This window comes from Agrobacterium fabrum str. C58 (assembly GCF_000092025.1).
GTDB lineage: Bacteria > Pseudomonadota > Alphaproteobacteria > Rhizobiales > Rhizobiaceae > Agrobacterium > Agrobacterium fabrum.
Map to the genome: position 1 here is coordinate 1506167 of NC_003062.2, position 18931 is coordinate 1525097.

19 protein-coding genes are annotated in these 18931 nt (G+C 59.6%); 9 read left to right on the plus strand and 10 right to left on the minus strand.

All coding sequences use genetic code 11. The annotated features are described in order from the left end of the window. Positions 1-6: 6 nt before the first annotated feature. Positions 7-1017, minus strand: a complete 1011-nt coding sequence (gene dusA / locus ATU_RS07480; protein WP_010971682.1) for a tRNA dihydrouridine(20/20a) synthase DusA — start codon at positions 1015-1017, stop codon at positions 7-9. Positions 1018-1155: 138 nt separating this feature from the next. On the opposite strand from dusA, the gene ATU_RS07485 reads away from it, so the two are divergent. Together ATU_RS07485 and ATU_RS07490 are read left to right on the plus strand one after the other, a co-directional pair. Then, entirely contained in the window at positions 1156-1845 is a 690-nt protein-coding gene (locus ATU_RS07485) for a fumarylacetoacetate hydrolase family protein (RefSeq protein ID WP_010971683.1), read from the plus strand. 31 nt (positions 1846-1876) lie between these two features. Continuing rightward, positions 1877-2407 carry a gamma carbonic anhydrase family protein gene (locus tag ATU_RS07490; RefSeq protein WP_010971684.1) on the plus strand — a complete coding sequence of 177 codons (531 nt, stop codon included), beginning with the start codon at positions 1877-1879 and terminating at the stop codon, positions 2405-2407. A 42-nt stretch (positions 2408-2449) separates the two neighbouring features. Here ATU_RS07490 and zur read toward each other — a convergent pair whose 3' ends face one another. From zur to znuC, 3 genes are read right to left on the minus strand one after another with little or no spacing between them, the layout of a single operon-like run. Continuing rightward, positions 2450-2863, minus strand: coding sequence for a zinc uptake transcriptional repressor Zur (gene zur, locus ATU_RS07495; protein ID WP_010971685.1), 414 nt, complete (start codon positions 2861-2863; stop codon positions 2450-2452). Then, complete coding sequence (gene znuB / locus ATU_RS07500) at positions 2860-3678, minus strand: zinc ABC transporter permease subunit ZnuB (protein WP_010971686.1); 819 nt, start codon at positions 3676-3678, stop codon at positions 2860-2862. Before znuB ends, zur begins: the two co-directional genes overlap by 4 nt. Next, positions 3671-4570, minus strand: coding sequence for a zinc ABC transporter ATP-binding protein ZnuC (znuC, locus tag ATU_RS07505; protein ID WP_010971687.1), 900 nt, complete (start codon positions 4568-4570; stop codon positions 3671-3673). Before znuC ends, znuB begins: the two co-directional genes overlap by 8 nt. 104 nt (positions 4571-4674) lie before the next feature. Between znuC and znuA the strand changes: the two genes are divergently transcribed. After that, entirely contained in the window at positions 4675-5664 is a 990-nt protein-coding gene (gene znuA / locus ATU_RS07510) for a zinc ABC transporter substrate-binding protein ZnuA (RefSeq protein WP_010971688.1), read from the plus strand. 21 nt (positions 5665-5685) lie between these two features. Here the strand turns inward: znuA and ATU_RS07515 are convergent, their stop codons facing one another. Then, positions 5686-6738 carry a LacI family transcriptional regulator gene (locus tag ATU_RS07515; protein ID WP_006316256.1) on the minus strand — a complete coding sequence of 351 codons (1053 nt, stop codon included), beginning with the start codon at positions 6736-6738 and terminating at the stop codon, positions 5686-5688. 488 nt (positions 6739-7226) lie between these two features. On the opposite strand from ATU_RS07515, the gene ATU_RS07520 reads away from it, so the two are divergent. From ATU_RS07520 to ATU_RS07530, 3 genes are all read left to right on the plus strand, one after another. Next, positions 7227-9725 carry a beta-mannosidase gene (locus tag ATU_RS07520; RefSeq protein ID WP_035258817.1) on the plus strand — a complete coding sequence of 833 codons (2499 nt, stop codon included), beginning with the start codon at positions 7227-7229 and terminating at the stop codon, positions 9723-9725. Between the two features lie 103 nt (positions 9726-9828). Beyond that, entirely contained in the window at positions 9829-10860 is a 1032-nt protein-coding gene (gene mgrA / locus ATU_RS07525) for an L-glyceraldehyde 3-phosphate reductase (RefSeq protein WP_010971691.1), read from the plus strand. 191 nt (positions 10861-11051) lie between these two features. Then, complete coding sequence (locus tag ATU_RS07530; protein WP_003525025.1) at positions 11052-11378, plus strand: RcnB family protein; 327 nt, start codon at positions 11052-11054, stop codon at positions 11376-11378. Between the two features lie 66 nt (positions 11379-11444). Here ATU_RS07530 and gndA read toward each other — a convergent pair whose 3' ends face one another. The 5 genes from gndA to ccoG form a co-directional block, all read right to left on the minus strand. Then, complete coding sequence (gene gndA / locus ATU_RS07535; RefSeq protein ID WP_006316261.1) at positions 11445-12875, minus strand: NADP-dependent phosphogluconate dehydrogenase; 1431 nt, start codon at positions 12873-12875, stop codon at positions 11445-11447. Positions 12876-13026: 151 nt separating this feature from the next. Next, positions 13027-13188, minus strand: coding sequence for a cbb3-type cytochrome oxidase assembly protein CcoS (gene ccoS / locus ATU_RS07540; protein WP_006316272.1), 162 nt, complete (start codon positions 13186-13188; stop codon positions 13027-13029). After that, positions 13185-15476 (minus strand): cation-translocating P-type ATPase, encoded by a 2292-nt coding sequence (locus ATU_RS07545; protein ID WP_010971692.1) that lies wholly within the window; start codon positions 15474-15476, stop codon positions 13185-13187. The genes ccoS and ATU_RS07545 overlap by 4 nt, the downstream gene beginning before the upstream one ends. Then, positions 15473-15973 carry a FixH family protein gene (locus ATU_RS07550; protein WP_010971693.1) on the minus strand — a complete coding sequence of 167 codons (501 nt, stop codon included), beginning with the start codon at positions 15971-15973 and terminating at the stop codon, positions 15473-15475. Before ATU_RS07550 ends, ATU_RS07545 begins: the two co-directional genes overlap by 4 nt. Beyond that, the gene (gene ccoG, locus ATU_RS07555) at positions 15970-17553 is read right to left on the minus strand and encodes a cytochrome c oxidase accessory protein CcoG (protein WP_010971694.1); all 1584 of its coding nucleotides are present in this window, start codon (positions 17551-17553) and stop codon (positions 15970-15972) included. The genes ATU_RS07550 and ccoG overlap by 4 nt, the downstream gene beginning before the upstream one ends. Positions 17554-17673: 120 nt before the next feature. Between ccoG and ATU_RS07560 the strand changes: the two genes are divergently transcribed. Genes ATU_RS07560 through ATU_RS07570 form a run of 3 tightly spaced genes read left to right on the plus strand, consistent with a single transcriptional unit; the run spans position 17674 to position 18909 of the window. Next, positions 17674-18078 (plus strand): SRPBCC family protein, encoded by a 405-nt coding sequence (locus ATU_RS07560; protein WP_006316279.1) that lies wholly within the window; start codon positions 17674-17676, stop codon positions 18076-18078. An 11-nt stretch (positions 18079-18089) separates the two neighbouring features. Next, a complete protein-coding gene (locus ATU_RS07565) occupies positions 18090-18446 on the plus strand; it encodes a VOC family protein (RefSeq protein WP_010971695.1) in 357 nt (118 codons plus the stop codon). Positions 18447-18462: 16 nt separating this feature from the next. Next, a complete protein-coding gene (locus ATU_RS07570; RefSeq protein WP_006316281.1) occupies positions 18463-18909 on the plus strand; it encodes a VOC family protein in 447 nt (148 codons plus the stop codon). The last annotated feature ends 22 nt before the right edge of the window (positions 18910-18931 follow it).

Sequence of the window (18931 nt, forward strand, 5' to 3'; positions counted from 1 at the left end):
GGCGTCTCAGCCGGCCAGTTCTTTCATCGGGTTGAAATCGATGGCGGCGAAAGCTGCCTCGATCACCTCCGGCCCCGCTCCCGGCCTGGTGGCATCGCTGGAGAGGATTTGCCGGAAACGGCGCGCGCCCGGCATGCCCTGAAACAGGCCGACCATGTGGCGGGTAACGTGATTGAGACGTCCACCTGTGGCAATATAATCGGCAGCATAAGCCATCATCGTGTCCCGCAAAGCCATCCAGTCATATTGGAGGGCTTCCTCGCCATGGATACGATGATCGACATCGGCAAGGATCGAGGTGTTGTGATAGGCGGCCCTGCCGAGCATCACGCCATCCACGTATTTCAGGTGCTCACCCGCCTGATCGAGATCGGCGATGCCACCATTGATGCCGATGAAGACGTCAGGATTGTCCCGCTTCATGCGGTAGACGAGATCGTAATCAAGCGGCGGCACCTCGCGGTTTTCCTTCGGCGAAAGCCCCTGCAGCCAGGCTTTTCGCGCATGGACCCAGACCGCATCCGCACCGGCCGCCACGACCCGCGCCAGAAAATCCGGCAGCACCGTTTCGGGCTCCTGGTCATCAACGCCGATGCGGCATTTGACCGTAACCGGAACAGCCGCAACCGCTTTCATAGCCGAAATACATTGCGCCACCACTTCAGGCTCGCGCATCAGGCAGGCGCCGAAGGTGCCGGATTGCACCCGGTCCGAAGGACAGCCGACATTGAGATTGATCTCGTCATAACCGTAGTCACCGGCAATCCGCACCGCCTCGGCAAGCTTGGCGGGATTCGATCCGCCGAGCTGCAGCGCAACGGGATGTTCCTGCGGGTGGTAACCGAGCAACTTCTCGCGCTGGCCATGGATGATAGCGTCGGCAACGATCATCTCGGTGAACAGCAAAGCGCGCTTCGACAGTTGCCGATGCAGAAATCTGCACCTCGTATCGGTCCAATCGATCATCGGGGCCACGGCGAAGATTTTTTCGCCGCTGGCAAGCGCTTGTCTGTACATGGATAAACCTCTTTGCGCCGGCTTCTACAACAAAGGACCGTAAAAAGCCAGTTTTGCAGGCAAGGTCATTTTGAACTGGAAATCGCCCCGGAATCGCGGGACAAGACTTGCAGCTTCAAGAGACGACAGGAAATCCCCATGGCCGCCACCGTCATCCCCGCTCCGAAACCCGTTCTGCTGCCCGTCGAAGGCACGGACGACATGTTCCCCGTGCGGCGGGTCTACTGCGTCGGCCGCAATTATGCCGATCACGCCATCGAGATGGGCCACGATCCCTCGCGTGAACCGCCCTTTTATTTCCAGAAGAACCCGGACAATCTGCTGCCAGCAGGTAATGATTTCCCCTACCCGCCGCTATCCTCCAACGTGCATTACGAAGTCGAGTGCGTCGTCGTCCTGAAGAGCGGCGGCGCGGATATTCCGGCGTCGGAAGCGCTGAACCACGTCTGGGGTTACGCCGTCGGCATCGACATGACCCGCCGCGACCTGCAGGATGGGTTGAAGAAAATGGGGCGCTCATGGGAAGGCGCCAAGGCGTTTGAACATTCCGCACCAGTCTCTGCCATCGTTCCCGCCGATAAAATCGGCCATCCCGCTACCGGCGCGATCTGGCTCGATGTCAACGGCGAACGCAAGCAGACGGGCGATCTCGCCCAGATGATCTGGAAGGTGCCGGAAGTGATTGCCGAGCTTTCCAAGCTGTTCACCCTTGCCGCCGGGGATGTGATCATGACCGGCACGCCGGCGGGCGTCGGCCCCATTGTGCGTGGTGACAGGATCGAGTGTGGCGTCGATGGTGTCGGCACGCTCTCGGTCAAAATCGCCTGATCGGCAGGAAACGCAAAGGGAGGACACCGCCATGCCGCTTTACCGCCTTGCCGACCGGGTACCACAGACCCCCGCCCCTGATCGTTACTGGATTGCTCCCGATGCCAATGTCATCGGTTCGGTGACGCTTGGCGAGGATGTCGGCATCTGGTTCGGCGCGACGCTGCGCGGCGATAACGAGCCGATCAGCGTCGGGCGCGGTACCAATATTCAGGAGGGTGTGATGGTGCACAGCGATCCCGGTTTTGCCGCTGTTATCGGCGACATGTGCACCATCGGCCACCACGCCATCGTCCACGGCTGCAGCATCGGCGACAATTCGCTGATCGGCATGGGTGCGACGATTTTGAACGGCGCAAAGATCGGCCACAATTGCCTCGTCGGCGCCAACGCGCTGGTGACGGAGGGCAAGGAATTTCCGGATAATTCGCTGATTGTCGGCTCACCCGCGCGGGCCATCCGCACGCTGGATGAGGACACCGTGGCGGGCATTCGCCGCTCGGCGGAAAAATACATCGAGAACTGGAAACGTTTTTCGACGGATCTGGCGATCATCGAATAATGATAGATGGCGGGCGCTGACTCCCGCCCCTCACAATTGGCGTTATGCCGCGCAGGCGGCGCAGAGGCCGCGGATTTCGATGGTGGTCTTTTCCGCCTTGAACTTGCTGTCATTCACCCAGCGCTCCAGACGGTGGTCGATCTCATGGTCGTGAAACTCCGTCACCTGCCCGCAGGATTCGCAGATGGCAAAAGCCACGCTTCCATGGTGTTGCGAGCAGCATTCGGCCTGCGTATGTGTGCAGGCAACAAAGGCGTTGAGGCTTTCCAGCCGGTGCACGAGACCGAATTCCACCAGCTTTTCCAGCGCCCGGTAAACCTGTAACGGCGCGCGGAAGCCATCGTCGCGCAGCTTGTCGAGGATCATATAGGCGCTGAGCGGCTGATGCGCGTTTGAGAGGGCATTCATCACCAGCGACTGGTTCTTGGTGAGGTTCTGCTGGGTCTGCGCATTCATGGCTTGCCTCCTTCATCCGCGGAGCGGGAAAAACCCGGCGCCGGCAACAGGCTTATAACGAACAGGATCACCGCGGCAACCACGATGGATGGGCCGGACGGCGTATCATAGGTCAGCGAGCCGAACAGGCCGCCGACAACGGCCACAGCGCCGATCAGCGAGGCCACAACCGCCATCACCTCCGGCGTGCTGGAAAAACGCCGCGCGGTCGCGGCCGGTATGATGAGCAGCGAGGTGATGAGCATGATGCCGACCACTTTCATGGCGATTGCGATCACCAGAGCCATCAACAATGTGAAGATCAGCTTCGAGCGTTCCGGGTTCAGCCCCTCGGCTTCCGCCAGTTCGGTATTGACGGTGGAAGCGAGCAGCGACCGCCACAAGAAGACCATGGAAACGATGACCACCAGCCCGCCGCCCCAGATCAGCGCGATATCGCTGCGGGTGACGGCAAGAATATCGCCGAACAGGAACGAGACGAGATCGATACGCACCCAGCTCATGAAGGCGACAATGACAAGGCCGATCGCCAGCGCCGAATGGGACAGGATGCCAAGCAGCGCATCGGAGGAAAGCGCCTGCCGCCGCTGCAGGAAAATCAGCAGGATCGAAACCGCGGACGCCACCAGAAAAACGCTGACGATGAGATTGAGCTGCAACAGCAGCGAGAGCGCCACGCCGAGTAGCGCCGAATGGGCCATGGTATCACCGAAATAGGCCATGCGCCGCCAGACGACGAAACAGCCGAGAGGACCGGCGGTGAGCGCAACGCCAATGCCGGCGACCATGGCGCGTACGAAGAAATCGTCAAACATGGCGTTCTCCCTGCCGAAGGCCGTCGGGCGCATGGTCCCCATGCTCCCCATGATCATGGCCGCAACCGCATTCGCCATCCTCATCATGGTGGTGCCCGTCCTCGGGATGGCAATGGTCCGTCACCGTTCCATCCGCATGCTGCACCCGGCCATCGGGCAGATGGGTGTGGTCGTGATGGTGGCTGTAGACCGCCAGCGCCTTGGCCGCCGTGCCACCGAAAAGCCGCATATATTCCGGGCTCTGGCTCACCGCCTGCGGCGTGCCGCGGCAGCAGACATGGCCGTTCAGGCAGATCACGGTATCGGTTTCCGCCATCACAACATGCAGGTCATGCGAGATTAACAGAATGCCGCAATCATTTGAATTCCTGATATTTTTAATAAGATCGTAGAGAGCGATCTCACCGGAAAAATCGACACCCTGAACGGGCTCGTCGAGAACCAGCAGATCGGGCTTGCGGGCAATGGCGCGGGCCAGAAGTGCGCGCTGGAATTCGCCGCCGGAAAGATGCTGCACCTCGGCATTGGCAAGATGTGCGATGCCTGTCGCATTCAGCGCCGCGTCGATTTCCCGCGCAGGCAGCGGCCCGGTTAGCGTCATCAGCCGGCGCACGGAAAGTGGCATCGTCCAATCCACCGAAAGCTTCTGCGGCACATAACCCACGCGCAGACCGGCCTTGCGCGAGACCTTGCCCTCGCTCGGTTTCGCGACACCGATCGCCATTTTTGCGCTGGTGGATTTGCCGGAGCCGTTCGGGCCGATCAGCGTGACGATCTCGCCCTTGCTGACGGAAAACTCCACGCCACGCACCAGCCAGCGGCCGTTGCGCTGCACGCCGGCATTGGCGAGGGAAACCAGTATTTCGTTGCCCTTGTGGGCTGAGTGAAGCATGGGATTGTCCGTTCAGCGATGTTGCCTACCGCTATTGCATACGTTATAGAGTTACGCAATAAATGTAATAACATAACTATACTTGTTCAAGTGGAGTGCATTTCATGAAATCGATCCTGATCCCGCTCATGGCGTCGGCGGCACTAGCAGCCGTCGCTTCGGGCGCTACCGCCGCGCCCGATGTCGTGGTCTCGATCAAGCCTGTCCACTCCCTCGTTGCAGCCATCATGAAGGGTGTGGGCGAACCGCAGCTCATCGTCGACGGCGCGGCCTCGCCGCATACTTATAATCTCCGGCCCTCCAATGCACGCAAGCTCGAAAAGGCGGATGTGGTGTTTTGGGTCGGCCCCGGACTGGAAGCCTTTCTGCAAAAGCCGCTGGAAGCGCTGGCCAGCAAGGCGACCGTGGTGGAGCTAGAAGATGCCAAGGGTCTCGAAAAACTGCCCTTCCGAAAGGGCGGCCCCTTCGAGGCGCACGATGATGGTGAAGAAGGCCATGAGGCGCATGCGGGCCACACCGAAGACGAAGGTGCGCATGATCATGGAAACGACCATGCCGGTTCCGAGGAGCACGAGCACGGCGCGTATGACACGCATCTCTGGCTCGACCCTGCCAACGCCAAGGCAATGGCCCAGGCGATCGAAACGGCTCTGATTGCGGCCGATGCCGGCAATGCCGCGACCTATCAGGCCAACACCAAGAAGCTGATCGATGATCTCGATGCGCTCGACGCCGAAGTCGTAGAGACGGTGAAACCGGTGAAGGACAAGCCCTTCATCGTTTTCCACGATGCTTATCAATATTTCGAGCATCGTTATGGCGTGAAAACCGCGGGATCGATCACCGTCAGCCCCGAAACCCTGCCGGGCGCGGATCGCGTCAAACAGATGCAGGAGAAGGTTCGCCAGCTGGGCGCACCCTGCGTTTTCGCCGAACCGCAATTCGAGCCGAAACTGGTCTCGGTCATCACCGAAGGCACGGCAGCGAAATCGGCGACGCTCGATCCGGAAGCGGCGACACTCACGCCCGGCCCCGATCTTTATTTCAAGCTGATGCGCGGCATTGCCGGTTCGCTCAAGAACTGCCTGTCCTGATCGGAAACAGCGCCGGATTTCCTATGGCTTGGGCGCCATCGACGACCAGACCGGCCCGCTGATGCTCTGCAGCGTTTCAGCAGCTTCACCATTGATGCGGGCCAGCAACGCCTTGGCAAGCTCCCTGCCCGCCAGCTTGATGTCCTCGTTGACGGTGTGGATTTGCGGCTTGATCCAGTTCAGGAATTCGGCGGACTGTTTCGAGACGATATCGACATCCTCGCCGATCTTCACACCGGCGGCTTCGAACCCTGCCACCAGCGCAATGGTACTGCTGCCGCTGATAGAGACGATGCCGTCGGGCCGATCGGAAGACTGCATCAGCCTCTGGCCGAAATCCCGGATTTTTTCGAGTGGCGTCTCGATGGTGACGGCGTCGATTGGAAATTCGGTGAGTCCGAAATCCCTTATCCCTCGATTGAAACCCTTGCGGGCATGGTCGTGAAACGAAAAGCGCGACGGCGGCACGATGACGGCAATCCTCTTGCGCCCGCATTGCGCCAGCCGCTCGACCGCTTCATAGGCGTAGGCCTCATTGTCGAAATCGTGGAAGGCATGTTCGATGCCCATATCCGAGCGCCCATGGGTGACGAAGGGCATGTTGCGCTCGGTCATGAAACGGACGCGCGGATCATTGGGCTCGATCTTGGAAATGATCACCCCATCCGCCGAACCCGTCTCGAGAATGTAACGGATCGGCACCATGGAATCCTTGGCGTGGATATGGGGCGTGACAACGAGATGATATTGCGTGGTGGAGAGAACCTCGGTGATGCCGAACACCATCTGGCTGGTGAAACCCATCAGCTCTTCGTCGACACTCAGCACCAGTGCGATAACATTGGTCTTGCCGGTACGAAGCCGCACGCCGGCGCGGTTCGGCTGGTAGCCGATCTGCCGGGCGATCAGCCGCACGCGCTCCTTGGTCTCGGCGCCGATGTCAGGCGCATCCTTCAGCGCGCGAGAGACCGTGGTGATGCCCAGGCCAGTCATATAAGCAATGGTCTTCAGTGTCGGGCGACCGCCCATCGCCGAAGGCATATCGCCTCCGCCGGATTTGCCAGTATCGTTCATGTCATTTCGCCACACTTTACCGAACGCTAATCATAGATAGCTTTTGCTCCGTTGCAAAGGCAAAGGTCGCCGGCAAACGGCGGGTCCTTTCCGTTTATCCGTCAATCCCACTATAACGATATAGAGCGCGAAAATATTTCCGGACGCCGCCTTTTCCTCAGTGCTTCAAAACCGCGTATATCGACGGAAACTCCTCTTAATAATCTAGATTAAAAGACATCGTTCAAGTACATAATATGAATAGATAAAATAATGAAACATTTACTCTATAAAACTTCGCCATTCCACTCAACAACCGCCCCAAATTAATGAGGCGCCAAGAGGTCATTCAAGGGAATGACGGAACGATTGTTTTACGGTAACGTTGCCGGAGGGAGGAAATCGCAAAGCCGGATAACATGTCGCGGCCGCTTTGCGCCCATCCATTCTCCCCATATTCTGACACAAGCCTGCATCATAATGCCGGCCATCTCCGTTGAATTCATATTATGCAGGGTCCGATCATGATTTCTTCCTCCACGCCCGAAACCGTCATCGATCTGGCCGGGCTCTGGCACTTGGCCTCAGTGGAAGGAGACCATGCCACCGAGATTTCCATTCCGGGCGATATTCACTCCGCGCTCAAAAATGCCGCCATCATTCCCGACCCCTATCACGGCGCCAACGAGAAGGCCGTTCAATGGGTTGCACAGCAGGACTGGATCATCGAGAGGACCTTCATCCTCGATGATGCTGAGGCGAGCTGGTATCTCGATATCGATTATCTCGACACCGTCGCCATCGTCTTCGTCAACGACGTTCCGGTCCTAAGCGCCGACAATTGCTTCCGCCGTTACCGGCCCGATATTTCCCGTGCCGTGCGGCCGGGTGAAAACACCATCCGAATCCATTTCCATTCCAACATCACGGCTGGCGCGGAGCGGCAGGCGCGGCAGCCCTTTTATATTCCCTATCACCCCGGCAATTCGCCGATCGCCAATGGCAACATGCTGCGCAAGCCGCAATGCCATTTCGGCTGGGACTGGAACATCGCGATTGCGCCGCTTGGCCTTTACGGCAAAATCCTGCTGAAACGCCTCGATACCGCCCGCATCGAACACGTCGTCAGCTCGCAGCACCATGTCGAAGGCGGCGTCGAGCTGCATGTGGCCGTCACGCTGTTTGCCGAGGGACCGGCGAGCCTGCCGGTCTATCTGTCGCTGGGCGACGAAAGGCTGCGGCTGGAGTGCGGCGTCGGCGCTGGCGAAACGGTGGTACGCCACGTCTTCTTCGTTGAAAATCCAGACCTCTGGTGGCCGGCCGGCAGTGGCGAGCAGACGCTCTACAAACTCACGGTGGAACTGCCGGATGAAACCGTCACCCGCCAGATCGGCTTTCGAACCATCGAGCTTCTGACCGACAAGGATGAGGCTGGCAGCCGCTTCGCCTTCCGCATCAATGGCCGGGAAATCTTCTGCCGCGGCGCCAACTGGATTCCGGCCGACGCGCTCTATTCGCTGACCAGCCGCGAAAAGACCGAAGATCTCCTCTGCTCCGCGGTCGAGGCCAACATGAACATGATCCGCGTCTGGGGCGGCGGCTTTTATGAGGAAGACTGGTTCTACGATCTCTGCGACCGTCTTGGCCTGCTGGTCTGGCAGGACTTCATGTTCGCCTGCAATCTTTACCCCTGCAGCGAGGATTTTCTCGACAATGTCGAGCATGAGGTCGACTATCAGGTGAAACGCCTCTCCTCGCATCCCTCCATCGCGCTCTGGTGCGGCGATAACGAACTGGTGGGTGCGCTGACCTGGTTCGACGAATCCCGCAACAATCGCGACCGCTATCTTGTTGCTTACGACCGGTTGAACCGCACCATCGAAAAAGCACTGAAAAAAGCCACTCCCGAAGCGCTCTGGTGGCCATCGAGCCCAGCCTCTGGTTATCTGGATTATGGCGATGCCTGGCACGCGGATGGTTCCGGCGACATGCATTACTGGTCCGTCTGGCACGAGAACAAGTCGTTCGACAATTACCATCAGGTGAAACCGCGTTTCTGCTCCGAATTCGGTTTCCAGTCCTATACGTCGATGCCCGTCATCCGCACCTATGCGGAGGACAAGGACATGAACATCGCCTCCCCGGTCATCGAGCTGCACCAGAAGAATGTCGGCGGCAATGAACGCATTGCCGGCACCATGTTCCGCTATTTCCGCTTCCCCAGGGATTTCGAAAACTTCGTTTACCTCAGCCAGGTGCAGCAGGCGCTGGCGATCCGCACCGCCGTCGATTACTGGCGGTCGCTGAAACCCCATTGCATGGGCACGCTTTACTGGCAGCTGAACGACACCTGGCCGGTCGCCTCATGGTCGAGCCTCGATTATGGCGGCGGCTGGAAGGCACTGCACTATGCCGCCCGCCGTTTCTTCCAGCCGGTCGCGGTGTCGGCCATCCCTTCGGCAGATGGACGCCGGGTGACTTTCTCCATGGTCAACGACACGGCGGAGGATGTCGAGATCGACATGAACATCGTCGCACTCGCCATGGACGGCAACCGTGTGCCGCTGAAATCCGCCAATGGGACTTGCACGAGCGACAAGGCTGCGACGCTGACCGATATCGACATGGACAGCCTGCCTGATGGCGCGATCCTCGCGTGGAACTTTATCGCCTCCAATGGCATGACCGGCGAAGGTCATCATGTGCGCGACACCTACAAGGCGCTGGAGCTTCAGCCCGCCGGCCTGGAATTTTCCGTTGGCCCGCTGAAAAACGGCCAATTCGAAATCGATGTCACCGCCGCCGGTCTCGCGCTCTTCATCATGCTGGAGGCAGATCAGCCCGGACGGTACTCCGACAACCTTTTCGACCTTGCAGCGGGCGAAACGCGTCGCATCATCTTCACCCCGAAGGGGGCAGGCCCCCAGCCGCATTTCCGTATCTTCGATCTTCATACCTGCCAATCCTCGCCCAATCCCGGCATTGAAACCATGCGGAGAAAGGCATAACCATCCCTCTTGGGAATGACAGGGGCGCCCGCGCCTGTTTTCATCGATTCAAAGGGTTGCCGGGTTCTCCGGCAGCCAGTCATCAGCAAGTGGAGGAAGACCCATGGTTTGGCAACCGGCCGAAAACCGATACGCATCCATGAAATACAATCATTGCGGCAAGACCGGCCTGAAACTGCCGGCGATTTCGCTCGGCCTCTGGCACAATTTCGGCAACGACACGCCGCACCAGACGAAACAGGCTATTTGCCGCCGGGCCTTCGATCTCGGTATCACCCATTTCGATCTCGCCAACAATTACGGCCCACCGCCCGGTAGCGCCGAAACCGCCTTCGGTGAAATCCTGAAGACGGATTTCAGAGGCTACCGTGACGAAATGATCATCTCGTCCAAGGCCGGTTACAACATGTGGCCCGGCCCTTATGGCGAATGGGGCAGCCGCAAATATCTGATCTCATCCTGCGACCAGAGCCTTAAGCGCATGGGGCTGGACTACGTCGATATCTTCTATTCCCACCGTTTCGACCCTAACACACCGCTTGAGGAAACCTGCGGCGCGCTGGACCAGATCGTGCGCTCCGGCAAGGCGCTCTATGTCGGCATCTCCTCCTACAACTCGAAGCGCACCCGCGAGGCCGCCGCTATCCTGAAGGATCTCGGCACGCCCTGCATCATCCACCAGCCGAGCTATTCGATGATCAACCGCTGGATCGAGGAAGACGGTCTTGTCGATACGCTGGAAGAACTGGGTATCGGCTCCATCGTCTTTTCGCCGCTGGCGCAGGGCATGCTGACGACGAAATATCTGGGCGGTGTGCCGGATGGCAGCCGTGCCTCACAGAGCAAGTCACTCAACCCGGCCTTCCTCAACGAGCGCAATGTCGAAAACATCCGCGCGCTGAACAGCATTGCCGAGCGGCGTGGCCAGACGCTGGCGCAGATGGCAATTGCCTGGGTTCTGCGCGGCGGCCGCATTACCTCAGCATTGATTGGCGCAAGCCGTGTCGAACAGGTCGAGGACTGCGTGAAAGCACTCGATAATGCCGAGTTCTCTACCGAGGAGCTGGCCGAAATCGACCGTTACGCCAAGGATGCGGATATCAACCTCTGGGCAAAATCTGCCGAACGCGTCTGACGTATTAAACAGACCGTCCGGTCTCCGCCGGGCGGTCTAAAACTCCAAGAGCGGAACTTATGTCTGCAACTGAAAGATTAACGTCCGAACCTAACCATTAACAACCATTACATAAATGTAATTTTAAATTCAGTTTCCGTTCATTCGTTTATTCGTAAGTTCTCCTCATCGAAACACGAGAGGAAACTTCCATGAAAAAGTTCGTCACCATTCTTCTGGCAGCCACCGTTCTTGCAGCACCGATGGCGCAGGCCCAGAGCCGCCACGATGACCGCCATCGCGGCGTCACCGTCGAACGTCAGGTCACCACCAAGAAGGTCATCGTCAAGAAGCACCGCTGGGATCGCGGCCAACGCCTTTCGGCCCGCGAGCGCCGCAACATGGTGGACCGCCGTGACTACCGCCGTTACCACCTCGCAGAACCGCGCCGCGACCAGCGCTGGGTCCGCGTCGACAACCAGTTCCTCCTCATCAACGCCGTCAGCGGCCTGATCGTCGGCCTCGCCGCCGCCCGCTGAGTTGAACCATAAACCGAAATGAAAAAGGCCCGCTTGCGCGGGCCTTTTGTTTGTCGTTTCAGCCGATCAAAAAATATCGGCGCCGCTACCCCATGGGCCGTGCGGCTTGTCCACACCATCGGTGCGTTCAAAACCATGTGCACCGAAGAAATCGCGCTGTGCCTGAATGAGGTTGGCGCTGCCGCGACCACGGCGATAGGCGTCGAAATAACCGAGCGCCGAAGCAAGCGCCGAAACCGGCAGACCGGAGAGCACGGCGTAAGACACCACACGGCGCAGCGGCGCGTCGGTATCCTTGACGATGGCGGAGAAGGCCGGCGTCACGATGAGGTTGGCCACATGCGGATCCTTGGTAAAGGCCGAGGTGATCTCATCAAGGAATTCCGAGCGGATGATGCAGCCGGCGCGCCAGATGCGGGCAATCGTCGGCATCGGCAGGTTCCAGTTGAACTCCTTCGAAGCAGCCGACATGATGGCGAAGCCCTGGGCGTAAGCACCGACCTTGGCGGCCAGAAGCGCGCTTTCCAGATCGGCGATGAAGGCCTTTTTGTCGGCGGGGGCCGCTGCGAGGGTCGGCAGGCCGAAGATCTTCTCGGCAGCTTCACGCTCATCCTTCTGCGACGACAGGATACGGGCAGCCACGGCCGCCTCGATGGCGGTTGCAGCGACGCCCATGTTCTGGGCTTCGATGACCGACCACTTGCCTGTGCCCTTCTGGCCGGCCTTGTCGAGGATCAGATCGACCATCGGCTTGCCGGTGATCGGATCGGCAGCGCGCAGAACCTTCTCGGTGATTTCGATCAGGTAGGAATTCAGGCGGCCCTTGTTCCATTCGGCAAACACGTCGGCGATCTCGACGGCGCTCATTTTCAGGCCATCACGCAGGATGCCGTAGATTTCGGCAATCATCTGCATGTCGGCATATTCGATGCCGTTATGGATGGTCTTGACGAAATGACCAGCACCGTCATTGCCGAGCCATGCCACGCACGGATCGTCATTATACTTGGCGGAAATGGAGGTCAGAACCTTTTCGACGCGCTTCCAGCTATCCTCGGTGCCGCCAACCATGATCGACGGTCCATGGCGCGCACCTTCTTCACCGCCGGAAACGCCCATGCCGATAAAGGTCAGGCCGCTATCCTTGAGGTTATCGAAACGGCGGATCGTATCGCGGAAGTTGGCATTGCCGGCATCGATCATGATGTCGCCGTTGGCCAGATGCGGTTTCAGGATTTCCATCTGCTGGTCGACCGGATCGCCTGCCTTGATCATGATGATGATCGGGCGCGGAGGACGAATGGCGGCGACGAATTCCTCGATGGTTTCGCAGGGAATGATCTGACCCTGCAGTTCGCCCGCATCAGCGTAGAATTTTCGTGTAACTTCCGGGGTTCGGTTGAATACGGCAATCTTGTTGCCCTTTTCTGCGATGTTCAACGCCAGGTTCGAGCCCATGACGCCGAGACCGATCAAACCGATTTCTGCCTGTTCCACGGATGTGCCTCCATCTTGCTTTTAGGTGGTCGTGTTGTGGCACTGTAATAGGCAAACGGCAAGGCTAGGGGCGACTGAAACGATTAAATTTTGATGACGCAAGTCAGCTTTGCATATTTGCGGCAGGTCGAGGCAGCAACCTCACCTGCCCTCAAGATGGTGGCCGAGGCCGGTCATCGCCGTCTTCTATTACCCGCCAGGCCGCCCCGTCCATATCCTCATATTGACCTGAGCGCACCGACCAGAGGAAGGCGAAAAGCCCGAGCGCGCCCAGGAACAGCGCGACGGGAATGAGATAGATCAGCATGTTCATGCCAGTTGCGCCCCCTCGCCCGTAAATCCCGACTTCGCTTCCTTCTGAGGGAGAATAGTGTCAGCAGCACCGGCAAGGCGCAGCGCATTGGCAACGACGATCAGCGAAGATGTCGACATGGCAATGGCCGCAATCATCGGCGTCGCATAACCGGCAATCGCAATCGGTACGGCGATGATATTGTAGCCGATGGCAAGCGCAAAGTTCTGCCGGATGAGGTTGCCGGCTCGCTGCGACGTCTCGATCGCGAAAGGTACGGCATCGAGATCTTCCTGCATAAACACGAAATCGGCGGCCTGCCGGCCAATATCGGCGGCGGTGGCGGGCGCCATAGATACGTGGGCGGCGGCAAGCGCTGGCGCGTCGTTGATACCATCCCCGACCATCAGCACCCTGTGCCCCTCGCCGGCAAGCGCGGCACAGCGCGCCGCCTTGTCCTTCGGCGACAGGTCCGCGCGCCAGTTGCCGATCCCCAGCCGCTGCGCCATCGCACTGACGGCGGCGGCCCGGTCACCCGAGACGATTTCCTGCGCAAGGCCCCGCACAGACAGGCTGCGCAATGCCGCAATAGCACCCGCGCGCGGATTGTCCTCGAAGCCGAAGCTCGCCAGATGCCGGCCGTCGAGAGACAGCACCACTTCCGACCGCGCATCGCCATTGTTGATCCGTGTCTCATCCGGGCAGGCGAAACGGCGATTGCCGAGCCGGTAAGTGCCGGCTTCCGTCTCGGCCTCGACACCCGACCCCGGAATTTCCCGCACCGCCTCATAGGCTGGCAAGGCACCATTATAGGCGGCATGCAGGGCTTTCGAGAGAGGATGGCGCGAATGGGCAGCGAGCCCCGCCGCAATCGCCATGATGGCCGGCTTCACATCTGCGGTCTCGACCAGCCTAGGCTTGCCGACGGTCAAGGTCCCGGTCTTGTCGAACAGCACGGTATCGATCTCCGAAAGACGCTCCATGGCCGAGCCTTCCTTGACCATGATGCCACGCCGAAAAAGCCTTCCTGCGGCCACCACCTGCACGACTGGAACAGCAAGGCCGAGCGCGCAGGGGCAGGTTATGATGAGAACAGCAATGGCGATCAGCATCGCCTGTTTCCAGTCACCGCCGAAAATGCCCCAGCCGAGAAACGTCACCAGCGCCAGAAGATGCACCACGGGCGAATAATAGCTCGCGGCACGGTCGGCGATACGCCGGTAACGCGCGCGCCCGCCTTCGGCCGCCTCCATCAACCCGATCACTTCCGACAGGAAAGAATCCTTTGCGGACGCGGTTACCCGGGCGACAAGCGACCCGGTGAGATTGAGCGTGCCGGCCTGCAGGCTGTCGCCGGCCACGACGCGGCGCGGCGCGCTTTCACCATTGACGATGGACATGTCGAGATCGCTGCTGCCGCAGACCACCACGGCATCCACCGCCACCCGGTCACCCGCCGCAATCGCAATCGACATTCCAGGTTCGATATCCGCAAGCGGCCGGTAGTCCCGGACCCCGTCTGCATCGATCACCGTTGCCCCTCGCGGCGAAAGCCGGGCCAATCCGGCAATGGCGGAGCGCGCCTTGTCGCGCATGATATGGTCCAGCGTGCGGCCGATCAGCAGGAAGAACAGCAGCGACACGGTCGCATCGAACCACGCATGTTCGCCGTGATGAATGGTCTCCCACAGCGAAACGGCATAGGAGAGCGTGATGGCGAGCGCAATCGGCACATCCATGTTGGTGCGGCCGTGTTTCAGCGCGTTCCAGGCCGACTGGTAAAAGAAACGCCCGCCATAGATCAGCGCCGGCGCGGCGATCATCGCCGATATCCAGTGGAACATGTCACGCGTCGCGGCATCCGCCCCCGACCAGACGGAGACCGACAGAAGCATGATATTGGCGGAAGCAAAGCCGCACAGCGCCACCGCCCTGATCAGCTGCGAGCGCAAGGCGTATGAAGCATCCTGCCCGCTGGCGAAAAGATGTATGCGATATCCCGTCGCAAGGATGGCGCGGGCAATGTCGGCGGGATCGGTCCTGACGCCATTGACCTCTTCTTTCCAGACAACCGCCACACGTTTCGAAGACAGGTTCACCCGCGCCCGCTCCACTTGGCCGAGACGGCCGAGCGCGGTCTCGATGGTGGTGATGCAGGCGCCGCAATAAACACCGGGCACGCTAAGATCGGTCTGGCGCAACCCCTGCCCCAGATCGCGGCTCGCCAGCAGCAACTCCTCCGACGATGGCGGATTAAGCGGTTCGCCGAGCTCCAGCGAACCTTCCGTTCCCGGTGCGCAGCAGCTCATTTGCGTCCCCTGATGACGGCGATCCGCGTGCCCTCATGCACGATGATCCTGCCTTCCTTGACGGCGGTGACCTCGACGATCCACTGACCGGGCAACATGTCATGCGCAGCGGTGAAGACACCCGTCGAAACCGGGGTAAGCTCCATGTCGAAATTCTGGCTCTCACCAACAGGCCGGCGGAAATGCGCCGTCACCGTATCCGTGTCGACGGGGCCGGTTTCGGGATGAAACACCTCATAGCGCACGGTCTTTTCATCCACCACGAGCCGGCCCTTGATGCCGGTTGCAGCCCTTGCCTTGGCGGCTTCCGCCTTGGCGTTGAACTGCTGGCTGGCCACATAGGTGTTGGGCACGACAAGCCCGCTCCAGCTGTGGACCGCGTTCCAGGCCATGATCATGTTGACGGTAATGACGGTGCCGAAGAACAGCACCATCACGCCGAGCATGTGCCAGCCGGTGAAAACAAACCCGGAAGCGCGTTGATTGTTCACTGTCATTTTTTCACTCCCGGAGCATTGAAGACCGCATCGTAACGGGCCGTTTCGTGGCCGGCCGTATCGCTGACGATGAATTCGAAATTTTCCGCCGTCCGCGCGACATCCTCGCCCGGCAGGGTGACGAAGACCTTCAACGTCGTCGCCTCATCCGGCTCCACCGTCACCTCGAAGGCGCGCGCAGCCGTGTCCGGCATGCCGTTTATCTTCATCACTGCATTCGGAAGGCCTTCTATCGTCAGGTTCATTATGCGCGGCTGCGGCACCATGTTGAGGATGCGGACGGTGTAGCCGTTGCGGATCGAACCATTCGATTCCAGCACATATTGCGGATTACGGTCGTGCAGGACATTAAGCGCCAGCCGCTCACGCGTCACCAGAGCAACCAATAGGCCGATGCCGACGGCCGTCCAGATGGCCGTATAAAGCAGCGTGCGCGGCCGGAAGATGATGCGCCAGTTGAAGTGGCGGACGCGCTTGCTGAAGCTGCCGTCCTCCTCGCGCACATTGGCGGGGCGGATGGCGTATTCGCCGTTGCCGGTCGCCAGCGCCATGTTGGACTGATATTCCGACAGCGTCGCATAAGCGATCAGCCCGCGCGGCTTGCCGATCTTGTCCATCACCCCGTCGCAGGCATCGATGCACAGTGCGCAGGTAATGCATTCCAGCTGCTGTCCGTCCCTGATGTCGATGCCCATGGGACAGACCGCGACGCAGGCATTGCAATCGACGCAATCGCCGATGCTCTCCCCGGCGGCCGCAGCCTTCTTGGCGTGACGCGAGCGCGGTTCGCCGCGCCAGTCATTATAGGTGACGACAAGCGAATTCTCATCCAGCATCGCCGCCTGGATGCGCGGCCAGGGACACATATAGGTGCAGACCTGCTCCCGCATCAGCCCGCCGAAGACATAGGTGGTGGCGGTCAGCGTGGCGACGGTCGAGTAGGCGATCATCGGCGCCTGCCCGGTCATGAACTGCATCGCCAGCGTCGGCGCATCGGCGAAATAGAAAATCCAGGCACCACCGGTCAAAACGCCGATCACCAGCCAGATTGCATGTTTCAACACCCGCTTGCGCAATTTGCCGAATGTGAAGGGTGCCGCATCCAGCTTCATGCGGGCGTTCCTGTCGCCCTCGATTGCCCGTTCAACGACAAGAAACAGGTCGACCCAGACGGTCTGCGGACAGGTATACCCGCACCATGCGCGCCCGACGGCGGAGGTCACGAGAAACAGCCCCAGCCCCGCCATGACCAACAGACCCGCAACGAAAAAGAACTCCTGCGGCCAGATTTCAATGAAGAAGAAATAAAAGCGCCGGTTGGCGATATCGATCAGCACCGCCTGATCCGGCGCATAAGGCCCGCGGTCCCAGCGCAGGAACGGCGTCAGATAATAAATGCCGAGCGTGATCAGCATCACCAGCCATTTGAACCGCCGGAACCGGCCCTCGGCGCGCTTGGGAAAAATCTTCTTGCGCGCTTCGTAGAGCGGTTTGCGCGTTTTTGCGGAATTGACGGCTTCCGCCTCCAGCCTTTCAACGGGCTGTTGCGGGCGATCCTGTCCGGCGCGATAGATGTTCATGATAGGAGTCCATTTTTATCTCCTTGCTTTCTCCCACCTCCGCGGTGAAACATCCTTGACTTACATCAAGTGACGACAAAGTGGCGCAGTCCGGGGAAAGCGCCGCCAAGGGAGGATGAAATGCCTGTCATGCAGTCGAGAATCATTCATCTGTCTGTCGAAAAACCGTGGGCAGAGGTCTACGACTTCGCCGCCAATCCAGGAAACATGCCTCGCTGGGCCGCAGGCCTTGCAGGCGGCCTCGAAGCCGATGGCGAAGACTGGATCGCGAAAGGCGGGCCGCTCGGTGAGGTTCGCGTGAATTTCGCACCCCACAATGAATTTGGCGTCATAGATCATGTCGTCACATTGCCTGACGGACTGAAGGTCTATAACGCGCTAAGGGTCACCCCGAATGGCAGCGGCACGGAGGTCAGCTTCACGCTGCTCCGACTCGAAGGGATGACGGATGAGGATTTCGAGCAGGACGCGAGCGCGATCACGGCCGATCTCGAAATGCTGAAATCCCTGCTTGAAGCGGATTGATGGAGTAAATGATGACAGAAAATACCAACGAACGGCGCATCGACTATGTCGAATTCAATGTCTCCGATATCGAGCGCAGCAAGGAATTTTACGGCGGGGCGTTCGGCTGGACCTTCAAGGATTACGGCCCGCAATATTGCGAGTTTTCCGATGGCCGCCTAACGGGCGGCTTCACCACCACCGCGCCGGTTTCGGCCAAGGGCGGACCGCTCGTTATTCTCTACGCCGCCGATATCGAGGACGTGCAGCGGCGCATCGAAGCCGCCGGCGGCCAGATCAGCGTCGCGATCTTCGCCTTTCCCGGTGGCCGGCGTTTCCATTTCACCGATCCGGATGGATATGAACTGGCCGTCTGGTCGAAAAACTGATCGGCAGGAGCCCGCCATGACTTTGACAACGCCGCCTTTTTCGTTGGTCGGTATCGATCATGTCGTCTTCATCGTCGACGACATGACGCGGGCGCTCGATTTTTACCGGAACGTACTGGGGTGTACGGATGGATACTCCTACCCTGCTCTGGGGATGGAACAAGTCTGGTGCGGAAACGCCTTGATCGTTCTGTGGGATGTCACGCACCCCGGTGGCACAAAGGCTGCTCCGCCCGTCGCCGGAGGACGTAATGTCGATCACATCTGCATAGCGACCGGTCCTCTGAACCATGACGCGCTTCGCGCACATCTGGCGAAATTTAACGTCACGATAGAACAGGAAGCCTTTCACGGCGGCGCGAGAGGAATGGGATATTCGTTCTATTTCCGTGATCCCTTCGGCAACAAGATCGAGTTGAAGGGACCAGCCGAATATCCGGACGGACGGGCGGAAAACGCCTGATCTGAAAAGGGCGCCTCGCCGG